At 32.5% G+C, this 24,987-nt stretch carries 22 protein-coding genes and 2 tRNA genes; 12 read left to right on the plus strand and 12 right to left on the minus strand.

All coding sequences use genetic code 11. The annotated features are described in order from the left end of the window. Positions 1–61: 61 nt before the first annotated feature. The 3 genes from V1T75_RS15410 to V1T75_RS15420 are packed head-to-tail and all read right to left on the minus strand — an operon-like array spanning position 62 to position 4,050. The gene (locus V1T75_RS15410) at positions 62–2,590 is read right to left on the minus strand and encodes a TonB-dependent receptor (RefSeq protein ID WP_330489391.1); all 2,529 of its coding nucleotides are present in this window, start codon (positions 2,588–2,590) and stop codon (positions 62–64) included. Then, the gene (locus V1T75_RS15415; RefSeq protein WP_330489392.1) at positions 2,580–3,491 is read right to left on the minus strand and encodes a FecR family protein; all 912 of its coding nucleotides are present in this window, start codon (positions 3,489–3,491) and stop codon (positions 2,580–2,582) included. Before V1T75_RS15415 ends, V1T75_RS15410 begins: the two co-directional genes overlap by 11 nt. Positions 3,492–3,540: 49 nt before the next feature. Further along, positions 3,541–4,050, minus strand: a complete 510-nt coding sequence (locus tag V1T75_RS15420; RefSeq protein WP_330489393.1) for an RNA polymerase sigma factor — start codon at positions 4,048–4,050, stop codon at positions 3,541–3,543. A gap of 128 nt (positions 4,051–4,178) precedes the next feature. On the opposite strand from V1T75_RS15420, the gene V1T75_RS15425 reads away from it, so the two are divergent. From V1T75_RS15425 to V1T75_RS15440, 4 genes are all read left to right on the plus strand, one after another. Next, positions 4,179–5,231, plus strand: a complete 1,053-nt coding sequence (locus tag V1T75_RS15425) for a hypothetical protein (protein ID WP_330489394.1) — start codon at positions 4,179–4,181, stop codon at positions 5,229–5,231. A 116-nt stretch (positions 5,232–5,347) separates the two neighbouring features. Beyond that, entirely contained in the window at positions 5,348–6,121 is a 774-nt protein-coding gene (locus V1T75_RS15430; protein ID WP_330489395.1) for a membrane metalloprotease, read from the plus strand. Between the two features lie 24 nt (positions 6,122–6,145). Continuing rightward, positions 6,146–6,733 carry a porin family protein gene (locus V1T75_RS15435; RefSeq protein WP_330489396.1) on the plus strand — a complete coding sequence of 196 codons (588 nt, stop codon included), beginning with the start codon at positions 6,146–6,148 and terminating at the stop codon, positions 6,731–6,733. A 102-nt stretch (positions 6,734–6,835) separates the two neighbouring features. Continuing rightward, positions 6,836–7,417 (plus strand): SAM-dependent methyltransferase, encoded by a 582-nt coding sequence (locus V1T75_RS15440; protein WP_330489397.1) that lies wholly within the window; start codon positions 6,836–6,838, stop codon positions 7,415–7,417. 34 nt (positions 7,418–7,451) lie between these two features. On the opposite strand, the gene bioB is transcribed toward V1T75_RS15440, so the two are convergent. Together bioB and V1T75_RS15450 are read right to left on the minus strand one after the other, a co-directional pair. Beyond that, positions 7,452–8,549, minus strand: a complete 1,098-nt coding sequence (bioB, locus tag V1T75_RS15445) for a biotin synthase BioB (RefSeq protein ID WP_330489398.1) — start codon at positions 8,547–8,549, stop codon at positions 7,452–7,454. 106 nt (positions 8,550–8,655) lie between these two features. Beyond that, positions 8,656–9,819 carry a beta-ketoacyl synthase N-terminal-like domain-containing protein gene (locus V1T75_RS15450; protein ID WP_330489399.1) on the minus strand — a complete coding sequence of 388 codons (1,164 nt, stop codon included), beginning with the start codon at positions 9,817–9,819 and terminating at the stop codon, positions 8,656–8,658. A gap of 88 nt (positions 9,820–9,907) precedes the next feature. Here V1T75_RS15450 and V1T75_RS15455 point away from each other — a divergent pair, with 88 nt between their 5' ends. Then, a complete protein-coding gene (locus V1T75_RS15455; protein ID WP_330489400.1) occupies positions 9,908–10,345 on the plus strand; it encodes a cytochrome c oxidase assembly factor Coa1 family protein in 438 nt (145 codons plus the stop codon). Here the strand turns inward: V1T75_RS15455 and bioA are convergent. Genes bioA through V1T75_RS15480 form a run of 5 tightly spaced genes read right to left on the minus strand, consistent with a single transcriptional unit; the run spans position 10,331 to position 14,844 of the window. Then, positions 10,331–11,596, minus strand: a complete 1,266-nt coding sequence (gene bioA / locus V1T75_RS15460) for an adenosylmethionine--8-amino-7-oxononanoate transaminase (RefSeq protein ID WP_330489401.1) — start codon at positions 11,594–11,596, stop codon at positions 10,331–10,333. The genes V1T75_RS15455 and bioA overlap by 15 nt on opposite strands. Then, positions 11,574–12,722 carry a hypothetical protein gene (locus V1T75_RS15465; RefSeq protein WP_330489402.1) on the minus strand — a complete coding sequence of 383 codons (1,149 nt, stop codon included), beginning with the start codon at positions 12,720–12,722 and terminating at the stop codon, positions 11,574–11,576. Before V1T75_RS15465 ends, bioA begins: the two co-directional genes overlap by 23 nt. Continuing rightward, positions 12,723–13,331, minus strand: a complete 609-nt coding sequence (bioD, locus tag V1T75_RS15470) for a dethiobiotin synthase (protein ID WP_330489403.1) — start codon at positions 13,329–13,331, stop codon at positions 12,723–12,725. Beyond that, positions 13,328–13,708: a putative signal transducing protein gene (locus V1T75_RS15475; RefSeq protein WP_330489404.1), complete on the minus strand. Its 381-nt coding sequence runs from the start codon at positions 13,706–13,708 to the stop codon at positions 13,328–13,330. The genes bioD and V1T75_RS15475 overlap by 4 nt, the downstream gene beginning before the upstream one ends. Positions 13,709–13,716: 8 nt before the next feature. Next, positions 13,717–14,844: an aminotransferase class I/II-fold pyridoxal phosphate-dependent enzyme gene (locus tag V1T75_RS15480; RefSeq protein WP_330489405.1), complete on the minus strand. Its 1,128-nt coding sequence runs from the start codon at positions 14,842–14,844 to the stop codon at positions 13,717–13,719. Positions 14,845–15,075: 231 nt separating this feature from the next. On the opposite strand from V1T75_RS15480, the gene V1T75_RS15485 reads away from it, so the two are divergent. From V1T75_RS15485 to V1T75_RS15515, 7 genes are all read left to right on the plus strand, one after another. After that, positions 15,076–16,584, plus strand: coding sequence for a sodium/pantothenate symporter (locus V1T75_RS15485; RefSeq protein WP_330489406.1), 1,509 nt, complete (start codon positions 15,076–15,078; stop codon positions 16,582–16,584). After that, positions 16,559–18,061, plus strand: a complete 1,503-nt coding sequence (locus tag V1T75_RS15490; RefSeq protein ID WP_330489407.1) for a class I adenylate-forming enzyme family protein — start codon at positions 16,559–16,561, stop codon at positions 18,059–18,061. Before V1T75_RS15485 ends, V1T75_RS15490 begins: the two co-directional genes overlap by 26 nt. Before the next feature lie 3 nt (positions 18,062–18,064). After that, positions 18,065–19,009: an alpha/beta fold hydrolase gene (locus V1T75_RS15495; RefSeq protein ID WP_330489408.1), complete on the plus strand. Its 945-nt coding sequence runs from the start codon at positions 18,065–18,067 to the stop codon at positions 19,007–19,009. Then, the gene (locus V1T75_RS15500; RefSeq protein ID WP_330489409.1) at positions 19,009–20,427 is read left to right on the plus strand and encodes a hypothetical protein; all 1,419 of its coding nucleotides are present in this window, start codon (positions 19,009–19,011) and stop codon (positions 20,425–20,427) included. Before V1T75_RS15495 ends, V1T75_RS15500 begins: the two co-directional genes overlap by 1 nt. Positions 20,428–20,581: 154 nt before the next feature. Next, positions 20,582–23,050, plus strand: coding sequence for a TonB-dependent receptor (locus V1T75_RS15505; RefSeq protein ID WP_330489410.1), 2,469 nt, complete (start codon positions 20,582–20,584; stop codon positions 23,048–23,050). A gap of 27 nt (positions 23,051–23,077) precedes the next feature. Beyond that, positions 23,078–23,863, plus strand: a complete 786-nt coding sequence (locus V1T75_RS15510) for an alpha/beta fold hydrolase (RefSeq protein ID WP_330489411.1) — start codon at positions 23,078–23,080, stop codon at positions 23,861–23,863. Next, complete coding sequence (locus tag V1T75_RS15515; RefSeq protein WP_330489412.1) at positions 23,856–24,626, plus strand: 3-hydroxybutyrate dehydrogenase; 771 nt, start codon at positions 23,856–23,858, stop codon at positions 24,624–24,626. The genes V1T75_RS15510 and V1T75_RS15515 overlap by 8 nt, the downstream gene beginning before the upstream one ends. A gap of 148 nt (positions 24,627–24,774) precedes the next feature. Here V1T75_RS15515 and V1T75_RS15520 read toward each other — a convergent pair. Next, positions 24,775–24,848: transfer RNA gene (locus V1T75_RS15520), tRNA-Asn, on the minus strand. Between the two features lie 60 nt (positions 24,849–24,908). After that, a tRNA-Asn gene (locus V1T75_RS15525) sits at positions 24,909–24,982 on the minus strand. Between the last annotated feature and the right edge of the window lie 5 nt (positions 24,983–24,987).

Genomic DNA, 24,987 nt, shown 5'->3' on the forward strand with positions numbered 1-24,987 from the left:
AATGTTATGATGTTTTTTTGAGTTAACAATGTTAAAAATTAAGTCAAACCATGAGTGGATTTTAAAAATTAACTCTGAAACTAATATTTGGTGTAAAGGGTAATGCGTAAGTAGTTATCTCCTTAGCATTATCAGTGTTGTTTTCATCAACAACATAATAGGTGTTTATAATATTTTTTCTGTTGCTAATATTAGTGAAACCAACTCTTATAGTTGATTTTAGATTTTTTGTAAGATTAAAATTATAGCTTCCAGAAGCATTAATTCTGAAGAAATTAGGATGCCTTTCTTTGTTTGGAGTATCATAGTTTACAATAATTCTATTACCATCTTGAATGGTCTCATTGTCTTTAACAGGTTCTGTATATGGGGTACCTGAACGTAAAATAGCACCTAAGGAGAGTTTAACATTGTTGGTAATGTTATAGTTAATAGCACTACTAAAAGAGTGTGTAATATCTAAACTACTAGGAAAAGTATCAGGTGTAAAAGTTTTAAATGTATAATTATTTTCAGCAAAGGTGTAACTCAACCAACTGCTAAATTTTTTAGTTTTTTTATTAATTAAAAACTCAACACCTTTTACTTTGTAGTCTCCTATAGAATTTAGTGTTTGGACATTGTTATAAAAACCTTGATTGGCAACAGTAATACCATTAACAAACTTATAAAAACCAGTAAGATCTATTTGTAGGTTGTTTTTTGAATATTCTGCCCCAAAAGATAGTTGCTTACTTTTAATAATAGGTGTTTGATCATCGTCAGCCAAAACCCACCTTCTTTTTTCTATACCTAAAAAGTTATCTTGAAAATCTATCTTCTGTGCAGTTGTTTGATTTTTAAACTCTCCTTCTAATTTTAAAAATAGACTATTATAAAGTTGTTGTCTTAAGTTAATCCTTGGTTCTATGATAAGTTTATTAAAATCGTGAAAATAATTAGCACGAAAACCTACTCTAGCATAAGTGTTATTTTTACGATAAACTACCTCAGAAAAAAGAGCAGATTTAAGTAAAACTTCTTTTACAGATTTAGAAAATGTAGGAGCATTAACAGTTGTTTTGTTGGCAATACCTATTTCATTAAAAACAGCACCGTTTGTAAGTTGAAAAACAGCTGAAAAATGATGATTAGTAATAAGCCTAATCTCAGATTCTAAAACATTGTTGAATTGAGTTTGAAATTGATCAGTCTCTCTATTAAAGTCTGATGAATTTATTTTATAATCAGAAATAAAAGTAGAGAATTCTGTAGAAAATTTGGGCGACCAATTGGCATTCCAACTAATATTAGCCCCAAGATTCTCTTGTTTTAAATTACTGTTTTCTTCTACTGTTGAGTCATTGTTTGTATATTCTTCTGTGTATTCTAAGTTATTTTTTATACTTATTAAATTAGCTCTTAATGAATGATTTTTATTGATGTCGTATAACACTTTAAAAGAGTAATCATAGAAATAGAAATCAGTTGAGGCTTCATTTTCTTTGTTGGAAGCTATAGAGTTTTCTTGAAAGCTTCTACTAAAATACTTGTCATAGGTTGGGGTATTAAAAAAATCGGTATAAGATCTTCTTGCTGAGGCATGAATTTCGAGTTTTTTAGTTATAGGTGCCTGTAAAAAAGCGTCTGCACTTAACAAATTAAAACCAGCTCCTCCAGAGAATGTGTGAGTAATTTTGTTGTTGGTTTGCATGTTGACAGTACTGGAAACACCATCGCTAAACTTTGTACTAGTGCCATTTTTGGTAACTGTAGCTTTTTCTGTTAAATATGGGTTATATGCAGAAATTAAACCAAAAAAATGACTCGTATGGTACATCTTAATTCCATCCCAAAGCATTAAATTTTGATCGTTTGTTCCACCTCGCACATTAATGTTCGATACACTTTCATTCACACTTTCTACACCAGGAAGTACTTTAATTGTTTTTAAAATGTCAGGCTCTATTAAACCTGGAAGAATTCCGAATTTTTTAGTTTTTAAAACGGTACTTCCATCAATGTTTTTTTGAAGACCAGTAGTTAAAAAGTTAGGAATAATTACTTCTGATAATTCTTCTGACAAACTTTCTAAGTGTATTTCTTTACACAAGTTTTGAGAGAATAAATCTTTGGCTGGTAGTATAATAGGTTTGTATCCAACGTAAGAAATAATAATGTTTGCATTTGCAGGAACTGAGTTGATATTGAATTCACCGTTAGTATTAGATGTAGTTCCATTACTAGTATTATTAACTAAGATAGTAGCTAAAGCCAATGGTTCAAGTGTGTTACTGTCTACTACCGTTCCACAAATAGGAATTTTCTTTTCCAAGTATGATACAGTAATAAACCGATTATCTAAAATTTTAAAATTAAAGATGGTAACAGATTCTAAGTAGTTTATGGTTTCAGATAATGATAAACTATTATCAGGTTTGGCAATGTATACATTTTCTAAATCCTTATCGGAATACGTAAAAGTTACCTGATGCTTTTTTTCAATTTCAATTAAGACATCTTTCAGTAAAGTTTTGCTAATAACATCCTGTGCTTTGATAGCAAAGGTAAATAGGAAAAGAAATAAAAAGGTAGTTTTTTTATTGACCATTCTTGTAAATAGTAATGTTTTTTCCTTCTATTTTATACGATAACTGCAAAGGAATTGTAACTGCTTGCAGCGCTATATTTATGTCTTTATGAGTAAAACCACCAGTATAAAGCTGCTCTAAATTAACATCTTTAGTTTTTATAACATAACCATATTGGTTTTGTAAATCGTCTAGCACAAATTGGAAAGGAGTACTTTTAAAATTAGACTCATCTTGTAACCAAGATTTATGATTAATATTAAAAGTATTTAAAGTGTCAATTTTACCATTTATAACCTTAAATATTTTTCCCTTAGCTAATTTAATTAGTGAGTTGTTGTAGTTTACACTAACTAAACCTTCGTAGGTTTTTACTTCAAAATAATTCTTTCTTTCTTTAACGTTAAATTGGGTTCCTAAAACAGTAACCTTTCCAACAGAAGTATTTACGGTAAAAGATTTTCCTTTTTTGACTTTAAAAAAAGCTTCTCCTTTAAGTTGTATGTTTCTACTGTTTTTCCAACCCTTTTTGTTGAAAGATACAGTAGAATTTGCATTTAAAATCACTTCAGATTCGTCTGGTAAGTTAAAGGTTTTTGTTTCTGCATATTGCGTACTAAAGTTTACTGAATTATTGAAAAGTAAGAAATAAGAAGAAACTAGTAAAACAATAATAGCTGCAGCATATTTATAAAAGTTCTTATAACTTAATGGGATAACCTTGCTTTTTTTAGAAGTAGCTTTTTTTAGTTCAAACTCTTTAAGAGCCTTTTCAATATCCACTTTAGGAGTTTCTATGTGAGAAGAATAATGTGCTATTTTCTCAAGATTTTTAAAGTTTTTATCTTGCTTTAATAGAGACAGTTCTTCATCGGAGATTTCTCCGTTTAACCATTTTAATATGTATTGTTCATCTTTCATTTTGTGCTTAACTAACTTTTAGACAATAAAGAAGTAAATTTCCCTACCCTTACAATAATTCTATTTTTGATCTCAATTTTTTTAATGCTGAAGACATCCTTTTTTCAACGGCTTTTTGCGAGATATTTAGTAACTCAGCAATTTCTCGATATTTTTTACCGTCTATTCTATTCATTAAAAAAACCTCTCGTTCAGCCTCTGTTAAATTTTCGACAGCATTTTTTAATTTGTTTTTAAATTCTTCTTCTTCTAATAAATATTCTGGATTTTGATTATTTATATCCAAATAAGGAGCGTTTTTAGCATAGTTTAAAACAACTTTTTCATGCTTTAATTTGTTTAAAAAAAGGTTGTTTACACTGGTGAATAAGTACGATTTTGCTTTTTCATATGATATTTCTGAACATTTTTCCCACATTTTTAAAAAAGCTTCTTGTATTAAATCTAGGGCAGTATCTTTATCGTTAGATTTATAAGATGAGAAGTTGGTAACGAATTGAATATTAGCTTTGTAAAACGCGTTAAAGTCTTCCTCGTTACACAGTGATTTTTTAGTCATATGAATGCTTTTATAGAGTTAAAATAGAAAAAAAATCGAAAACAAAGGTAGGGTAAAACGATTTATAGTTTTCTAAAGGACAGAAAGAGCTCAAAAAACAAATGTTTAAAAAATTAAAATTTATTAAGATGAAAACGATAAAATTAATAACCATACTTGCATTAGCTGCTTTGACAATTTTTACCTCATGTCAATCAGAAGAAAATGAACAAGTAGGTACAAATCCAAATGCAAATACCCCAACTTCTGAAACGGCAAAGAAGTATAAAAGAACAGGTATGAACGATGGATCAGAAGATGATTTTTTAGATGGAAATTCATGTGCTGAGTTATTGTTTCCAGTGACAGCAACTGTAAATGGTAAAGAAGTAACTATTATAAATGAACTAGACTATAGTTTAGTTCTTGAAATAATGGACGAGTTTAATGATGATGATGATACCGTAGTTTTTAATTTTCCAATAACAGTAAAGTTAAATAACTATACAGAAGTAACTATTACTTCACAAACAGAATTGGAAGAATTAAATAGAAAATGTGATGAAGCATCAGATGAAATGGAAGATGCTATCTCTTGTGCAAAAATAGAATTTCCAATATCAATGCTAACCTATGGTATTAACTTAGAGCAAACAGGTACTGTTGTAATTGAATCAGAGAAGCAGTTGTACAATTTTGTGGATAATTTAGATTCAAACGAGTTATTCTCTGTGAAGTATCCAATAATTGTAACTCTAAGTAATGGTAGTTCTGTGGAAATTAATAGTGATTCTGAATTTGAAGATGCTGTTGAAGAGTGTACTTCTTATGAAGAGGAAGAGGAAGCAGCAGAAGCAGCAGCTGACGAATTAGAAACCATTATCAGTAAAGCTAAATTTAAGGTAGAAAGCTTTATTGAGGCAGGAGTGGAAAAAGCTGAAGAATATGCTGCATATACTATAGAGTTTACTAATGATGGAAAATTAATAGTAAGAAATATTGTAAACACAACTTTAGAAAACATTGAAGGAGAATATGATGTAGAGTCAGATACAAGAGTCCTTTTAGAGGTTCAGTTTGGAGCCGGAACAGCTGTAAGTGCTTTAAATAACGAATGGATTGTAACTACTTATACAAGTACTTTACTAACATTACAAAGTACAACAGATACTTCAGTAACATTAACATTTAAAAAGATATAAAAAATTAAATATTTTTAAGTTAGTTGATTTTGGAACTTTATGGCTACGCTAGTAGTAGCCTAAAGTTTTAAAAACCAATGATACTAAAATTACGTAAGTAAGGTAAAGGAATAATAATGAGAAAAGAGTTTTTTATAGTTTTACTGTTCAGTGTTTTGTTTTGGGCATGCTCAACAGAAAGTGAATCAATAATTAATGATAGTGTTGAGGCTGTAAAAGAGAACAGAAAGCCTACAGGAGCCTCAGCAAATGATTTGTTATCGGACAATAGTTATAAAAAAATGATTGTTGAGCTAGCTTATATTGAAGGTTTTGAGCCTACAGAAGAAGCAAAGAATAATTTTAAAAACTTTATTGAAGAAAGAACTTTCAAATCAAACGGAGTAGAATTATATACGAAACCAATATCTGCTACAGGAAAAGAAGTCTATACAATCAACGATGTTGTAGCGATTGAGAACCAGTATAGAACTTATTATAATACACAAAATACTATAGCGGTTTGGGCATTGTTTGTAAATGGTAAATCTTCAAAAGACTCCGATTCTTCTTTTGTTTTAGGTACTGCATATTATAATACGTCATTTGTAATCTTTGAAGAAACTATTAGAGAACTAAGTAATGGTACATTTGAACCAGAAAGAAGCTTATTAGAATCTAGTGTAATTCACCATGAATTCGGACATATTTTAGGGCTTACAAATTTAGGAACTCCTTTGCAGACAGATCATGAAGATGCAGATCACCCAAAACATTGTAACGAAGAAAGCTGTTTAATGTATTGGGCAGCAGAGACTAGTCAAGGTATAGGAAACATATTCTCATCAAATCAAATTCCAACATTAGATAGCCAATGTATAGCAGATTTACAAGCTAATGGTGGAAAGTAGATCGTAAAATTAAATCGATAAAAAATGAAAAAAATTCAGTTAGTAATAGTATTTATAACAATGATTAGTGCATCTATAGTTGCACAAGATAGTAGTAAAAAGTCCAAAGCTGGTATTAAAGGAGGATATAACTTGTCTGCAGTGAGTTTTAATGGAGACTCTGAAACAGAACAGCTACATGGTTTCCATATAGGTTTTTATGGAGAGTCATTTATAGGAAATAATGTATCACTTCAATTGGAATTACTGTATTCACAACAAGGATATAAAATTATAGATGGAAGTGGTACTTATAAGCAAGAGTTAGATTATATAAATCTTCCTTTAATGGTAAAACTGTATCCTTCTGATAACTTTTTTTTAGAGGCAGGACCCCAAATAGGACTTTCAATAGCACATAAAGAAACTTTTGATAGTGGCTTTATTCTGTATGATACCTCAAAAGAGTTTGATCCTAGAAATTTTGATTGGGGATTGAATTTTGGTGGAGGTTTTAAAACAAGTAGTGGAGTAAGTTTAGGAGTAAGGTACCATTTAGGATTGAATGATATATATGATGAAGATAAACCCAAAAATAGAGTCTGGCAGTTTTATATAGGGTTTGACTTTTAATAAAAAAAGCGGTGTTTTATACATCGCTTTTTTTGATATTAAGCTCTTTTATCATAAAACATGATATTATTTCTAAATTTGTGAAAATGAAAGTAAGAAGAAATGATAGAATTGTCAGAAACATTTTGGAACAATAAGTACTTACATAATAAAACTGGATGGGATTTAGGAAAAATATCTAATCCGTTAAAAGAGTATTTTGATCAATTAGAAGATAAAAATCTTCGAATTTTAATACCTGGTGGAGGCAACTCATACGAAGCGGAGTATTTATTTAATAAAGGATTTAAGAATGTTTTTGTAGTTGATATTGCCAAAGAACCTTTAAAAAGAATTCAAAATAGGGTTCCTGGCTTCCCGAAGGAAAATTTAATTCACGCTGATTTTTTTAAATTAGAAAATGTTTTTGAATTAATCATAGAACAAACTTTTTTCTGCGCTATCAATCCAGAGTTAAGACCAAAGTATGCTGAAAAAACACATGAATTACTAACTGATAAAGGAAAACTAGTTGGTTTGCTGTTTGATGCAGTACTAAATGAAGACCATCCACCTTTTGGAGGGAAAAAAAATGAATATGAAAGATACTTCGCACCCTATTTTACAGGAAGTATGGAATCTTGTTACAATTCATCAGAAGGTAGACAAGGAATGGAACTATTTATTAAAATGATAAAAAAATAACCGTTGAATTAATTCAACGGTTATTTTTATTTAATTAGGCTCTTACTTCTTTAGCCTCTTGCTTTTTTTGTTCGTTACGTTCAATCTTATGATCTGGCCTCGTCCATTTTGGTTTTTCACCTAAGGCTTCGTATTGAGAATCTTTAGCTTCAACAGACTCTCTTTGCTCATGTTTAAAGAAAGGTTTCTGAGTGTTTAAACCTAAATCTTCAAACATTTTCATATCCTCGTTGATGTCAGGATTTGGAGTAGTTAATAACTTATCTCCTGCAAAAATAGAGTTAGCTCCAGCAAAGAAACACATTGCTTGACCTTCTCTACTCATTTGCGTTCTACCTGCTGATAAACGTACTTGTGAGTCTGGTAATACAATACGAGCAGTAGCTACCATACGAACCATTTCAAAAATGTTTACAGGTGGCTGCTCTTCTAACGGAGTACCCTCTACAGCTACTAATGCATTGATTGGTACAGACTCAGGGTGTGGAGAGAAGCGAGTTAAGGTTTCTAACATTCCAGCCCTGTCTTCTAATGATTCTCCCATACCAATAATCCCTCCAGAACAAACAGTTACATTTGTTTTACGCACGTTTTCAATAGTGTCTACTCTATCTTTAAAAGCACGTGTAGAAATTACATCGTCATAATAATCTTCTGAAGTATCAATATTATGATTATAAGCATACAAACCAGCTTCTGCTAAACGTTTTGCTTGGTTTTCGGTAACCATACCTAAGGTACAGCATACTTCCATATCTAGTTTATTAATAGTACGTACCATTTCTAACACTTGGTCAAATTCAGGTCCGTCTTTTACATTTCTCCAAGCTGCGCCCATACAAACTCTTGACGATCCCCCTTCTTTGGCACGTAAAGCTTGTGCCTTAACTTGGTTTACAGTCATTAAATCATTTCCTTCAACATTGGTGTGATAACGTGCAGCCTGCGGACAATATCCACAGTCTTCAGAACATCCACCAGTTTTTATAGAAATTAAGGTACTTACCTGTACGGTGTTTGGGTCGTGGTATTTTCTATGCATAGTTGAAGCCTCGTACAAAAGCTCCATTAATGGCTTATTGTATACCTCTAGAATTTCCTCTTTCGTCCAATCGTGTCTAATTTCAGTCATAAATTCGAGTTGTTTGTGGTGGTAAAAATAAAAAATTCCGCTTCGAAAGCGGAATTTTATGAGTCTTATTTTTCTCTGGAAGAAGAATTGTCTTCTTCAATTAGTTTTATGTGTTTTTTGATGTAATTAAAACAGAAACCGCATTCCCTCCAAAACCAACAGCATTTACTAATATTTTAGTGAGCTTTTTAGGTACTTGTTGAGGCTGAGCAAAAGGAACATCAATGAGTTGTTGGTGCTGTAACATTAATACGGCTAACTCTAAACTTAACAAGCCAGATGCGCCAAACGTATGACCAAGTTTCCATTTATTGGTAGTTAAAAATGGTATGTTGTTAGAAAATACTTTTTGAATCGCATTAATTTCTGATTGATCTCCTTTAATGGTTCCAGGTGCATGCATTACAATAGCGTCAATTTCATCTGGAGAAATAGTGCCCAATGCCATTTTCATTGATTTTTGAAAACATTCAGCATCGGTAGTCACCGAGGTATTGTGTTTTAATACTTCCGTTGCATATCCAACCCCTTCAATAAAAGCGATGGCATTTTCTTTACATCCACTCTCTAAACAAAATACCGAAGCAGCTTCCCCTAACACCATGGTGTTTTTGGTTTTGTTTAGGTCAAAAGCCTTACAAGGATATTCATCATTTTCTTTAGAATATACTTTTAAGGCTTGCATTTGCGCGATAGTAAAATCAGTTAGTGAAGCTTCGCTGGCACCAATCATAAATTTTTCTGACATTCCCGATTGCAACCAGGCCACTCCGTTTAATAAAGAATGCAGTCCAGTTGAGCAAGTTATAGAATGAGAAATTTCAGGACCGTTACTTTGTAAATCATGTGCAATCCAAGAAGAAATATTTCCTAAAGTAGTGGTTGGAGAGCTTAAGGTAGATGATTTACCTGTAGCCAAAAACTCCTTGTGGTATTTTTCAAATAAAGAAGTTGCTCCTCGAGAAGAACCAATATTAATTCCGAAGTTATCAGAAGCTTTCCAGTTTGTTTGTTCCATTGCTTTTCTAGCAACAAACAGCGTATACAAAACAGATGGATCTAAATTTTTGTATTTATTGTCAGAGTTTCTAACATTTTCAATAGCATGTTTATCTTCATCTGGTAATTGTGCTACCCATGCTTTGGAATCTTCAAAGTCTTTAAAACTTAAAAAATGCTGTTTATTAAGGTAGTTCTTCCATATTTTTTCAGGAGTACTTCCCAAGGCAGAAACAGAAGCAAATGATGTTATGGAGATAAGTTCTTTCAACACGATAAAATTTCAGCAAAAATAAAGGTAAAATCAAGTATTCTAAAGAAAATAAAAATATTTATCTTGGGATAAAATTATTGAAGTTATGAGTGAGCAACATCAAAAAAGTTGGTTTGGAAGAAACTGGTTGTGGTTTATACCATTAACTGGTTGTTTAGGGTTTATTTTATTAATTGTTTTAGGTGTGGGAGCAGCATTTTTCGGAGTATCGAAAATAATGACAAGCTCTACTCCTGTTGAATATGCTATTGAACAAGCATCTAAAAACGAGTTGGTTATTGAAAACTTGGGACAGCCTATTGAAAAATATGGGATTCCATCAGGAAATATTTCTCTTACCAATGACGATGGAAATGTAGATTTTTCTATTCCGATAAGAGGAGATAAAGGAGAAGGAACTCTTATTGTTAGAGGAATTAAGATAGATGGAGAATGGATTTACGAAGATTTATACGTCCATATTAAAGAAACTCAAGAAGAAATTAATTTATTAGAAAAGGAAAAAGTTCTAGAGACTATCTAGAACCTTTTCTATAGTTGTATAAATTTTATCAAGCTGTTCCTTTGTAATTACATAAGGAGGTTGAATGTAAATAGTATTACCTAGCGGGCGCAAGAAGACTCCTTCATTCATAAAAGATGTTAAAAGCTGGTCACGCAGCGATCCATAACGACCAGAATTGGTGTTTAAATCAATCGCTAAAATAACCCCTTTACATCTTGTAGAGTTTACTTTTGGATGATTTTCTGTTTTTTTAGCAAAAGTTTTATTAGACTTTTCAATAAACTGAATATTGTCCTGAATTTCTTGAGTTTTCAAAAGCTCAATACTTGCCAATGCAGCACTACAAGCTATCGGATTCGCAGAATAGGTATGGCAATGGAAAAAACCTTTGGCAATATCGTTGTCTAAAAAAGCCGTGTAAATTTCTTCAGTACATGAAGTAATTGACATCGGAACCAATCCTGCGGTCAACGCTTTACTTAAGCATATAATATCTGGTTTGGTAGCAATTTCATCAGAAGCAAAATGATTCCCAGTTTTTCCGAAACCGGTCATTACTTCATCAGCGATGGTAAGAATATCATTGCTTTTGCAAACCTCCAAGATGTTGTTTAGATCTTCAGCTTTGTGAATTTTCATTCCAGCAGCACCTTGAACTAAAGGTTCGTAAATGAATCCAGCAACTTGGTTTTCTGAAATAATTTGTTTTAGTTGTTCTGCTATAAAGTCATTATTCTCACCGTTTGGGACAGGAATACGCTGAATATCCATTAAAAAATCTTCAAAAGGACCATTATACACAGATAATCCAGAAACAGACATTGCGCCAAACGTATCACCATGAAAACCATCTTCAAAAGCAATAAAGGTAGTGCGCTTTTCTCCTTTGTTAAAATAGTATTGCAAAGCCATTTTAATACCCGCTTCTACTGCGGTAGAACCATTGTCGTTAAAGAAAATTCTATTTTGATTTTTAGGAAGAATATTCATCAATTCTTCCGATAATTTTATGGCAGGTTCATGGGTGAAATCGCTAAACATTATTTGATCTAATGTTTGCATTTGTTTATATACACGACTTGTAATATAATCATTACAATGCCCAAACATACAGGTATACCAAGACGAAATAGCATCGATATATTCGTTACCGCGTTCGTCGGTTAGGAGACATCCTTTGGCTTTTACAATTCCTAAACTGTTTGGATGTGTTTGATGTTGTTTTAGTGGATGCCACAAATGTTTTTTATCGCGTTCTTGTAGGGTCATAGGTTTTGTTCTTTTGAAAAAGAGCTGTCAAATGTACAATAGAAATACATAAAACCACTCCGAAATAGGCAATAAACAATAGCCACATAATTGAGGTTGAAAACAATTCAGCAAAAAATGCAGGAAAAACTAAAAAGGCTTCTGAAGCAAGTAAGAAAAAGGTATAAACTATCCAGATGCTTTGATGGATTTTTGTCTCCAATTCTATCCAAATAAAAGGCAGGTACATTCCTAAAAATAGGAAATGTAACCAAGCAATGAGCATAAACCTGTTCGTTATAACTAAGTTCGAAAAGCAAGGAATACTGCCAAAGCAATTCATGATTCCGATAAATAGTAGCAGCCCCAAAAATAATTGGTATGTGAGTTTTTGTTTTGAAAATGATTTTTTTAGTTTTAAGAGAAATAGCATCAGGATTATAGAGCCAATACCTCCAATAATTTGAATAGCAAGAAGATTAAAACTATACTTTAATGAGTGTGCATATAATAGTACAAGAGCACTAATAATTAAGATGGTTTGTTTTTTTGAGAGTCTAACTGCTGTTTTTTGGAAAAATATAGCAAGCATCCAAAGAAAAAAGGAGCCGAAATATTGAAAGTGTAAGTAGAAAAAAATAGCTTGTTGATACCAAGGAGAAGCTTGCATTTTCATTGCCATTAATGGCCCTAGTGCATAGGGGCCAATGGAAGAAATAAAATGAAAGATAATTCCTGCTTTTATTAATGTTAGGTCTGATTTTCCACCAACTAATCGTTTCCACAGTCTAATCACTAACCAATAACTAATCCACAAGTGTAAGGTAGAGAATATAATGGTAACCAATGCATACCCTTGTATAATAAACCCTACTAACAAAATGGCAATACAAACTTGTAAAGCAAGATATAATCGATAAGAAGTTTTATCAATTCCATTCGTAAACCGTGTAAAAAGCAGTGTTATTAAAGCATTGAAAACAAAACCCAATAACATAATGTGAGAATGGGAGTGTAAGACAAACTTAAACGGAAAATTAGCAATGCTTCCTGTAAAAGCATAGCGCAAAACCAGCCCTATAATCCCTCCGAAAAAACCAAAAAGTAACGGAAAAGACCAAAGATGTTTTGCGGTAATGGCTTTCATTTATAGATTGCTTTTAAATAATTCAGCGTACTCCTTAATTACATTTTTATCGAAATAAGGCTCTTCTTCAATACGTCCAATTACAGACGCACCTGTCATTTTTTTAATAATGTCCTCTGTTGTTTTATGTTCGTTTCCTGAAAAAATTAACGAAACTTCAAACCCTTTTTCTTTTAATAAGTTAACTGTTAATAAGGTGTGATTGATGCTTCCCAAATAATGACGAGAAACTACAATAACTTTATAATCAGGTTGAATAACGTCTAACAAGGTGTTTTTATCGTTTAAAGGAACCAGTAATCCACCAGCTCCTTCAATAACTATGTGATTTTTAGTCGAAGGCTCTTTAATGCTGTCAATTTCAATAGTCACTCCGTCAATTTCTGCGGATGCATGCGGACTCATTGGTGTTTGTAGTGCATACGAGTTTGGGTGAAAAACAGTGGTTGAGTTAGAAATTAGTTTTTTTACCTTATGAGTATCAGAATATTCTAAGTCACCTGACTGAATAGGTTTCCAATAATCTGCTTGTAAAGCTTCTGTGACAATAGCAGCAGCAACGGTTTTTCCTACTTCTGTAGAGATTCCTGTAATAAAATATTTTTTCATTTAAAAATTGTTTTACAATCGTTGCAGATGAATTTTTTACTTTCAAAAAAAGGAAAGAGCATAAAAAAGATATTTTTACGTTGTAAATCGGCAACTAGTATTTTTGAGGAATTACATTTTGGGCAATGAATGTTATTTCCGTTTTCATCCTTTGTATATTCTCTTATTTCATTATAAATAGTAGCAGCTTTTTCTAAATCATTGTTGTGTACCAGTAATTTTACTCCACCAATGGCTTGACTAATCAATGGGTCAGAATCAATTGTTTTTTCATCCATCAACATGGTTCTGATATCTTCTGAATCTAATTTAGCCTTTACAACTTGTGCTTCAGTAGAGTATTCAAACACAGCTAAAATGGTATAATTATCTCGCATTGTATTTTTTAAACAAAAGTAGCAAGGTTCTCTAAAACATTTGTAATTTCTTCTTTAGAATTATATGCGTGTAAACAAAAACGCAAACGTTCTTGGTTTGTAGGAACGGTAGGAGATAAAATAGGCTTCACTTCAAAACCCTGTTGCTGTAATTGTAAAGCCATACTTTTTACATGTTCGTTGCCAGAGATAATACAACAATGAATCGCAGAAGTACTCTCAATAAAATTTAACTGTAATCTGTTTGATTCAGAAATGAAATGCTGAATATTTTCTTGTAGTTTCTCTAGAGAGTTACTAAAAGCTAATTCTTCGTAAGCAATCTTTATGGTAGCTAAAGCATGAGGAGACAAGCCAGTAGTATAAATAAAGCTACGGGCAAAATTTACAAGATATTGTTGTAATTGTTCACTTCCTAAAATAGCTGCTCCATGACATCCTAAACCTTTTCCGAAAGTGATAATTCGTGCAAAAATATTATTCTCTAATTGTAGTTTTTGAATCAACCCAAAATCAAATACACCTAAAGCATGCGCTTCATCTATAACAAAATGTACATTCGCATGTTTTTGGATTATTTGTGACATTGCTATCAAGTCGGGAGAATCTCCGTCCATAGAAAAAACAGATTCAGTAATCACATAAATTTCTGAATCGTTATTCTGAGTAAACCGAAGTATTTTTTCTTCTAAATCTTTTGTGTCATTATGTTTGAACTTAAAAGATTTTGCATTGGATAATTGAATTCCATCTCTTATGGATGCATGAATGAGTTCATCATATAAAACAATATCACCACGTTGAGGTACCGAAGCAAAAAAACCAATATTAGCATCATAACCAGAATTAAAAATCAAAGAAGTTTCTGAATTATGAAGTTTAGCTAACTGTTTTTCAACTACTGTATATAGTTTGTGATTTCCAGAAAGTAACCGAGACCCTGTAGCTCCATTAATCTTACTATTATTATCGACTAAGAACTGATGTGTCTTATCAAATAAAATTTCAGATTTTGCAAACCCTAAATAATCATTGGAAGAAAAATCAATAGGTGATTTTTTTTTGCCAAGCTTCCTCAAAGAATTCTGTGCCTCTCGTTGTATGATTTTTTGGTATAGTTTTTTAGGAAATTTCATAACGTAAAAATAAAGAAGTGCTTTTAATATTGTGATTCTTTGGTTAGAAATCTTAACATAAGTGTAAACGCATTAATTTAACAAAGTCTCACTTTTAATTATTCTTATTTTTAAAAGAAAATAATATAAATGATCTATTTTTTTAATAAAGTCTCACTTAAATAAGGTTAAATTTATCAACTTTAATGTCCTAAAGTTTTTTTATTTGTTTTTTAACAGATCTTATAATTTATGATAGCATCAGAAAAGTTAGTAACTTACATGTATGTTTTGTTAGCAGTATATGCTGCTGTGATTTTATATTTCGTAGTGCGTGGTGCACGAAAGAATACAACTATAAAAGATTACGCTGTTGGAAATATAGGATTTCCTGCTTGGGTGGTGGGCTTATCATTAGCTGCATCTATGACAAGTGCTGCAACTTTTATTATTAATCCAGGGTTTATTTCACTTTATGGTATTTCGGGGGTAATTTCTTTTGCTGTGGTTTTACCAATTGCTGCGTTTATTTCTTTAGTTGTTTTTACAAAAGGGTTTGCTAAACATGGTAGTGCTGTAAAGGCTACTACAATGGCACAGTGGATAGGTAAGCGTTACGAAAGTAAAAACTATGCTTTTTTCTTCGGAATCATCGCGTTGTTACTCATTACATTTATTGTGTTAATTAATGTAGGGCTCACACAGGTTGTTTCTAAAGCATTAAATGTAAATCCTTTTTATGTATTGATGGGAATCGTTGCATTTGTTTTTGGATATATGATGTTTGGTGGGGCAAACTCGATGGTATATACCAATACTATTCAAGCTATCATAATGTTTGTAGTTGCATTGATTTTATTGGGGTCTGGTTTTGAGTTTTTTAAAGGAGGATTTGGTGGTTTTATGGATAAATTATCAAGTATTGATCCTAATTTAACGAAGCCTACAAATCCGTCAAGCTTTTTATTTAGAGATTATTTTGAAATCATTGTCACCCAGATAATTATCGGAGTGGCTATTGTTTGTCAACCACATATTATTACCAAATCACTGCTGTTAAAAGATGCCAAAAAAATAAATAACTACTTATTTAGTGGAATCGTTTTTATGGTTGTGTTCTTTTTGGTTGTTATTGTAGGGTTGTATGCGCGAATTAGTTTTCCAGATTTAACAGTTGATGGAAGAGCACTAAAAATGGATGAAATCATACCAACGTATGTAGTAGCTAAGTTTTCTGTTGGGGTAGGTTTAATTATAGTTGTGGGACTTATTTCAGCAGGACTTTCTACGTTGGAAAGTTTAATACAGTCATTGTCAATCACAATTACTTCCGATATATTGGAACCTGTTTTTAAAGATAAGATTGGCGAAAATACCATAGCAATAAATAAAATAGTGATTGTCATTTTAGCAATTGTGAGCTTTTTGTTGAGCTGGGAACAAATTAAAAATCCAGATGTAAGTGTGGCAATCTTCGCGCAAAATGGAGTATATGCTTACTTTGCAGCTGCATTTGTGCCAGTTTTATTTGGAACTTTTTTAAGAAATGTATCTGTAAGGTCAGTTTTCTTAGCAAGCATTACTGCTATAGTAGTGCATTTTGGTATTTATTACGGTAGGCTTACGCCTTATATGCAGGAGCCTGTGAATAACCCGGGAGTTTCTGCGGCTTTTGGTATAGTTGCATCACTTGTAGTGGGATATATATTTTATAAATTAGACGCTAAAAAAACAAATGAGCACGTTAAACTGGATAGCTAAGTGGGCAGATTATACGCCCAATAAAGTAGCGCTTACTTCTTATGATACTCATGAAAACTATACGTATAAGGATTTAGATACCTATGCGGATAGATTGGTAGCTAAGTTCATTAAGATAGGGGTAGAAGAAGGAGATAGAGTTGCTGTTTTAGCAGAACACGGTTTAGAGTATATCGTTCTTTTTGTAGCTTGTCAAAGAATGGGGGGTATTTTGGTGCCTTTAAATTACCGCTTTTCTGTAAATGAATTACAAAAACTAATAGACGATTGTACACCCAAATTAGTTGTTTATAGTGAGGGTTTTATAGAGAAATTTGAAGGGTTGGAATTGGTGAGTTCTTCTGTGCTGTTAATGAATGATGTAAAATATTTCTATAAAAATAAAACGGTTGAAGTTGTAAGGAGAGACTATACTATTAAGGAAGAAAATCCATTGTTTATTTTCTATACCTCAGGTACTACAGGAAATCCTAAAGGAGTGTTGTACACAAACAAAATGTTGTTTTGGAACAGTTTAAATACCTCTATGCAATTAGGGATAACATTTAGAGATTCTACATTAAATACTTTACCGCCTTATCATACATCAGGATGGAATGTTTTTGTTACTCCATTATTGCACAAAGGAGCCCATATTGGGATGCTAGAAAAGTTTGATGCGGAAAAGGTGTTGTGCTTGCTAGAGTTAAATGAAACAACGTTGTTTATGGCGCTTCCAACAATGTTGTTAATGATGCAAAAAACACCTGTTTTTAAAAAGATCGGTCTTCAAGAACTGCGTTACATTATTTCTGGTGGAGAAAAAGTCCCACCTGAATTGGTGTCGTATTGGAAGAAAGAAAAAAACATATACATACGTCCAGGATATGGTTTAACAGAAGCAGGCCCTAGTATAACATCACTTCATCATAAAATGGCAGCGTTAAAACCTAACTCAATAGGCAAACCTAATTTTTATTTAGAAACCAAAATAGTAAATAAAGAAGGAGAGGAGGTAAAGTTCAATGAAGTAGGTGAACTATGTATAAGGGGCAATATTGTAACTCCTGGGTATTGGAATAACTCTGTAAAAACCAATAATGCTATTAAGAAAGGGTGGTTGTTTACAGGTGATTTTGTGTATATGGATAAAGATGGTTATTTGTATATGAAAGGGAGAAAAAATGAGATGTATATCTCTGGAGGAGAAAATATTTATCCGCAAGAAATAGAGGCACATTTAGAAACACTAACAGGAATTAAAAAAGCGGTAGTGTTAAGCATGAAAGATGAAAAATGGGGAGAAATAGGGGTGGCTTTCATAACACTTGAAAATAAAGAAATTACGATTGAAGCTATAAGAGTAGAATTAAAGGAAACATTGGTGTCATACAAGCATCCAAAATATATATTCTTTTTAGATGAAATACCTTTAACAAGTGTAGGCAAAGTATCGAGAAAAGATTTGTTACGCTATTTTAATTCGATTAATACATAAAAGATGAAACAGGTAAGTTTGGTGTTGATTTTTACATTAATAAACACCATTGCGTTAGCACAAAGCACAAAAAAAGCAATGAAAGAACTACTTTCAGGTTATGAATTTAAAACGAGATGTATACAAATTGATACTATAGAAATTGCATATATTAAAGAAGGAAAAGGAGCTAAGACCTTACTTTTTTTACATGGTTTAAGTAGTAATGCAGATGCTTGGTCTAAAAATATAAAAGCTTTAAAAGAGAATTATACTTGTGTTGCCGTCGATTTGCCTGGTCATGGTAAATCTTCAAAACCAGAAGTAGCCTATACGCCTACGTTTTTTGCTGATATTGTATCTAAATTTATCAAAAAGAAAAGATTAAAAAATGTGGTTTTAGTTGGGCATTCTATGGGAGGACAAGCGAGTATGAGGCTAGCATTACAGCATCCAGAAGTGGTGCAAAAATTAGTGTTAATAGCCCCAGCAGGGTTGGAAAGATTCACAAAAGATCAAGGAAATGTTCTTAAAAGTGTATACACAGCAGAAGTAGTAAAGAACACCTCAAACGACCAAATTGCAAAAAATTATGCACTCAACTTTTTTGAACAACCAACAGAGGTTTCAAAAATGATTGAAGATCGTATTCGAATTAAACAAGCATCCGATTTTGATGCACACTGTAATGCGATTGTAAAAAGTGTATTTGGAATGTTAGACGATCCCGTGTATGACGATTTAGAAAAAATATCTCCAAAAACTTTAGTTGTTTTGGGAAATAAAGACAAGTTAATTCCAAACAGGTATTTACATCCTACATTAACGATTCAAGATGTGGGAAATGTAGCGAAAGATAAAATTAAAAATGCTACTGTAAAATATATAGAAAACTGTGGACATTTTGCGCAATTTGAAAAGTTTAAAAAAGTTAACTTGCTCATACAAGAATTTGTAGAAAGTGATTAATGAAAACAAAACTTAAAAAATTCAGAGAGTTTAGTAAAACTATTTTGCCAAATGAAGCAAAATATCTTCAAACAGTGTATTCATTTAAAGGAGAAGAAAAATGTGTAATAAGCAATCTTATTATAAAAAATGCATTGTCAAAAAATGGTTTTACAGAGTTTGATACTTTTATAGATAAACGAAAGTATTCATATGTAAAAAACTGGACTCAAAAAAAACTTAGCAATATAGATGTTGATGTTACTATAGATTGGTTAATGTCGTTAAAAAAGAAAATTTTAACCGATGCCATCACTTCACAAGAGGAAAAAGAATTTCTTCAGTATATCATCACTTACAAATCCATCAAGCATAATTTTCAGAGTCTTTATACTCTTGCCAAAGAGTACAAGTCGTATTTATTAGTGCGGATGCGTTATAAAGATCACGAAATTGTGGCTAACTTTATTAAGGACTATGAAGCTAATTATATAGCAGCAAAAGAAATACACGAAAAGTTGTATGAAGCAACCACAGAAATTACCAATCAGTATACGTTAAATAATAATGAAACAAAACATCTAGAAGATTGGTTGCTACATGTGTTTAAAGATGAATCAATCGATGGTAAAAATCGCTATCAAGCATTTGTATTGTTGGCATTTATGTACACAAATTATAATGAGAATGATAAGTTAAAATTGCTTTTCAATCAAATAGATGTGTATTTCAGTCAAGGAAAAATGTATTCAAGGCGTCTACTTTCTAACTATTATGCGAGTCGAGTTTTGTTGCATTCAAAACAAAACGAGTTTGAAGAGGCAGAGTTCTATGGGCACCTTTCTATTAGACAGAACAACAATGATACCTTAATGTATTTGAATAATTTAGTAGCTATTTTGTTGCGAAATAACAAACCTGAAGAAGCATATTATTTACTTGAAAAGTATGAGGGGCTCTATAAAGAAATTCATAATTATCATCAAAAAATAGGGTATTGTTCCTATAAAGTTCGGGTGCTTTCAGAACTTCATAAACATAAAATAGCCGAAGCAACAGCAAAAGCCTTTTTAAGAAAACATAAAAAAGAAGTGTTGAAACATCGTTGGCATCATTTTTTTACATCATATATTAACGTGTTAGTCACAGAAGAAAAATATGATGAAGTGTTGAAACTAGCTTCTAAATTTAACTTGATAGAAAAAGAAAAAGAACGCCAAAAAAAGAACAATTATGTTCCGAATATATCTTGGAGTATTTCACTGTCAAGATATATGGAAGGGAAAATTAATTCGACTCGTTTACTAGAAGAAATAAAACAGCCTTTAGGAAATATCCAACCTACAATAAACCAGAAGCAACTCATGTTTAAAGTAATAAATAAGCTGTCAGACAACCTTCCAGAAGCTTTTTTACAATTAAAGTCTCATATACAGTAACTCCCCTTTTGTAGCTGAATTTTTTGTGTGGTTTTTATAGTTAAAAAATAAAAGTTATTCAAAGTCACACTTTATAGTTTTTGTTTTTTAAATAGTTTATTTTCTATTTCCCAATAGATTGCGAGAGAAACAAACTTAATAACAATCTAAAATTATGAAAAAACTATTTTTCTTTTTAGTCTTAATTAGTTCTTTAACAATGAGTGCTCAAGGTACAGGAGGTGTTACAGGAATAGTTACAGATACCAATGGAGTGCCTTTGCCAGGAGCCACAGTGTATATTAAAAGTATAGACAAGGGGATTGATACCGATTTTGAAGGGAAATTTGCAATTGAAAATATTGAAGAAGGATCTTATAATGTACTTATCTCATTTGTAGGATTTGAAAGTATAACTAAAACAGTAGCTGTTCAAAAAGGAAAAAACACACAACTAAACATTTCTTTAAAAGAAGCAAGTAGTGTTTTAGACGAGGTTATTTTAACAGCAAATAAAAAACCGCAAAAAATTACAGAAGTGCCCGCAACGGTTAATGTAATTAATGCTAAAGATATTCAAGATTTTCCAAGTTTTAACATAGGTGAATTAGCCGCAAGACAAAAAGGAGTTGATTTTGTACGTAGCGGAGTATTAGGAACGGGTATTAATATTAGAGGATTTAATTCGGCATTCAATTCAAAAAACTTACAAATGACCGACGATAGAGTTTCTATGTTAATCGCTACAGGGTTGCCTTATGGGTCGTTTTCAACAGTTACGAAAGACGATGTTGAACGAGTAGAAATATTATTAGGCCCTAATGGAACACTGTATGGACCAAATGCTCATAACGGTTTGGTAAGTACAATAACTAAAAATCCAAGGACTTCAGAAGGAACGACAATTGCAATCGGAGCAGGGAGTCAAAATGTAGTCACTGGGAGGTTGCGTCATGCGCAAGTGTTAAGCGATAAGTTTGCATACAAAATTCACTTAGAAAGTACGCAAGGAACAGAATTTGAGTATGTAGATAGCGTATATGTAGGAGCAAAAGCGTACAGAGAGAAAAACTTAGACCGTAATTTTAATGCACTGAAGTACGGAGCTTCATTATATTACAAGCCTACTAGTAGTTCAGAAATTACAGCATATTACGGGCATAGTAATAATACCAATTTAGCGGTTACCAATGCTGGTCGTAACCAAATTAAAGATTGGACTTTAGATATCGCTCAATTAAAATATGTATCTAAGAACTTTTTTGCAAATGCGTATTATACATGGAGTAAAACAGATGAGACCTATGCAATTAATCAGCGTACACAAAATTATGTATCATTTATTGAAAATGGTTTTTCAGAAGAAGAGGCTTGGAGTCGTGCATTATATGAACAGTGGATTCCTGCTTATGGTATAGCAGTTCCAAGAGGAGCACTTTTTAAAGATGCATCTGAAAGATTCAATGCAGAGGCGCAGTACAACAATAATTGGGGGGAGTTTTATGTAACAGCAGGAGCGCAATACCAATTAGATATGGCAGATTCTAAAGGTACTTATTTGTTGGATCAAGAGGGATCAATTGATATTGCTCAAAAAGGAGTGTATGGTCAGTTTGAATATAAATTAGAATCGGGATGGAACTTTTTAGCGGGGATTAGAGCAGATAATCACGATTTATACGGTACTAACTTCTTGCCAAAAGCGGCAATTACCAAAACCATGGGTGAAGGTACGTTTAGATTAACGTATGGTAGAGGTATGGCAGTACCATCAATATTAAACCTACAAGGAAATTTATTTGGAGGATTAGTGTTAGGGAACGGAGAAGGGTTTACGTTAACGGATGGAACTAAGATTGATAAGTTAGAGGTAGAAACCATCAACTCTTTTGAATTTGGTTATAAAGGGAAGCTTACCAATAAGTTTTATATCGATGCAAGTGCCTATTATAATATGTCGGAAAACTTCATAAGTCCTTTGCGTAACATAGTTGATGCAGCTAATGGTAATTATGTAACTCATATGGGAAATCAACCTATTGATGAGGTTTCGGCAGGAGCTAGCGCATCTCCACTTTTATTAACCTATAGCAATTTTGGAAATGTAGATACCTACGGATTTGATCTTGGATTGAACTACTATTTTACAGATGCAATTCGAACATCATTAAACTATTCGTATTTCGGACGTAGTTTAGATAAAAACGACATGAGTAACGATGGTAATTTAGACGGAGTTGTGTTGGAAAGTGAATTGCCTATCAATACACCAGAAAATAAATTGAGTTTAGGGTTGCACTATGGAGGGGAAAAGTTTTATGGAGCCCTTTTCGGACGTTGGGTAGAAGATTACGACTTCTTTTCAGGAATCAATGTTGCTGCTAAAACACAAGATTTAGATGGAGATGGAATCAATGAAATTGTTGAAAATGCACGGGTAGGTAGAACATGGAATTATGGTCCTTTAGGTGGATTTACTGTCGATGCTAACCTAGGGTATAACTTGAACAACAATGTGTCTGTTGGGGTAAATGTAACGAACCTTTTCAATGCTAGCATCAGAGAGTTTGTGGCCTCTCCAGAAGTAAGAAGACTAGTCTCATTCGAGCTTAAATACAACTTTAACGCATTTAAGAAAAAATAAAAACCAAATCTGTTAAGCTTATAAAGTATGCCGAAAGTAACAGTAAACAATATAGAGCTTGATTATGAAGAGTACGGGAAGGGAGAAGTCCTTCTGTTTCTTCATGGATTAGGGTCGACTAAAGCAGATTGGGATGCGCAAATTCCTTTCTTTTCAGAAAAATACCGTGTTGTGGTAGTAGATCTTAGAGGGCATGGAAAAACTTCTGTTCCCTCTAAAGATAACTACGGAGTTGAATTTATGACGGAAGATGTTAAGCAACTGTTAGGTGTTTTAACAATAGAAAAAGCCACAGTTATAGGTTTTTCTATGGGAGGAGCAGTAGCCTTTCAATTAACTTCTGACTATCCAGAAATCATAAACAATTTGGTGATTGTAAATAGTGGTCCAGATTTTAATAACATGGGAAAAATAGGGGAAGATCTGTTGAGTTCAAGAACCGCATTTTTAAAAACGAAAGGGTTGATACCTTTGGCAAAAGAAATCGCTTATAATATGTTTCCTGAAGATACTCAGATTGAAATGAGAAGTGAATTTGAGGCTAGATGTAAAAAAAATAATTATGAAGCGTATTATAATTCATTTGTCACCTTGATGGATTGGGGTTTAGGTGAGAAGTTACAAGAAATTAAAACAAGAACCTTGGTTGTGGCATCTGATATGGATTATACGCCAGTGTCTTTTAAAGAAGAATATGTAAAAAGAATGCCGAATGCAGTAGTATCGGTAATTGAAAACTCCAGACATGGAGCAGTTATAGATCAGCCAGAAGTATTTAATAAAGTACTTGAAAAATTTTTAAATCATGAATAAAGTAGCGTTAATAACTGGGAGTACCAGTGGTATCGGTTTAGGTATTGCAGAAGGTTTTGCTAAGATGGGCTATCATATTATGTTTCATGGTTTGGAAACTGATGGCGCTATAATAGCTAAGGAAATTGGGAAGAAGTATAGTGTAAAAGTTTCTTTTTCAAATGCAAATTTACTGATTGCTGATGAGGTTGAGGGATTGATTGAGCAAACAATAAAAGTGTTTGGAGCATTGCATGTACTAGTTAACAATGCAGGAATACAGTACGTTGCTTCAATTGAAGACTTTCCGAATAATAAATATGAAAATATTATTGCTATTAATATGAATGCAGCTTTCTATGCTTCCAAAAAAGCATGGAATTTTATGAAAACTCAGAAATTTGGTAGGATCATCAATGTTTCGTCAGTTCACGGTTTAAGAGCGTCAGAATTTAAAACAGCCTATGTGGCTTCAAAACATGGTGTAATAGGTATGACTAAGGTCTTGGCATTAGAAGGTGCGCCTTATAACATAACCTGCAATGCAATTTGTCCAGGGTATGTAAAAACACCCTTGGTAGCAGGTCAAATAAACGATCAAGCTAAAGCGCATAATATGTCGGAAGAAGAAGTTGTAGAAAAAGTAATGCTAAAAAAACAGGCGGTAAAAGAATTTGTTCCGTTGGAAACAATTACAGATATGGCTTTGTTGTTAGCGAAAGAGAGTTCTTCAACTATCACAGGAACTTCATTTGCTTTAGATGGAGGTTGGAGTGCTCAATAATATTAAAAACTATTGTTTCTTTAATTTTTAAATATGTAAGAACACAGCGGTCAAATTTATTTTTTAAGTAGACAAGGCAGCTGCGTGAAGTTTAAGTTTAGTTAAAATAAAAAGCCAATCTATTTATAGATTGGCTTTTTTATTTCTGCTCCCCCTCTTGGGCTCGAACCAAGGACCCTCTGATTAACAGTCAGATGCTCTAACCAACTGAGCTAAGGAGGAATGTTCGTATAGAACAATATATATGTGTTGTAGAAATTATCGGCTTCTACCTTGCCTTTGCTCCCCCTCTTGGGCTCGAACCAAGGACCCTCTGATTAACAGTCAGATGCTCTAACCAACTGAGCTAAGGAGGAATTTA

Source organism: Tenacibaculum sp. FZY0031 (assembly GCF_036350695.1).
Classification (GTDB): Bacteria; Bacteroidota; Bacteroidia; order Flavobacteriales; family Flavobacteriaceae; genus Polaribacter.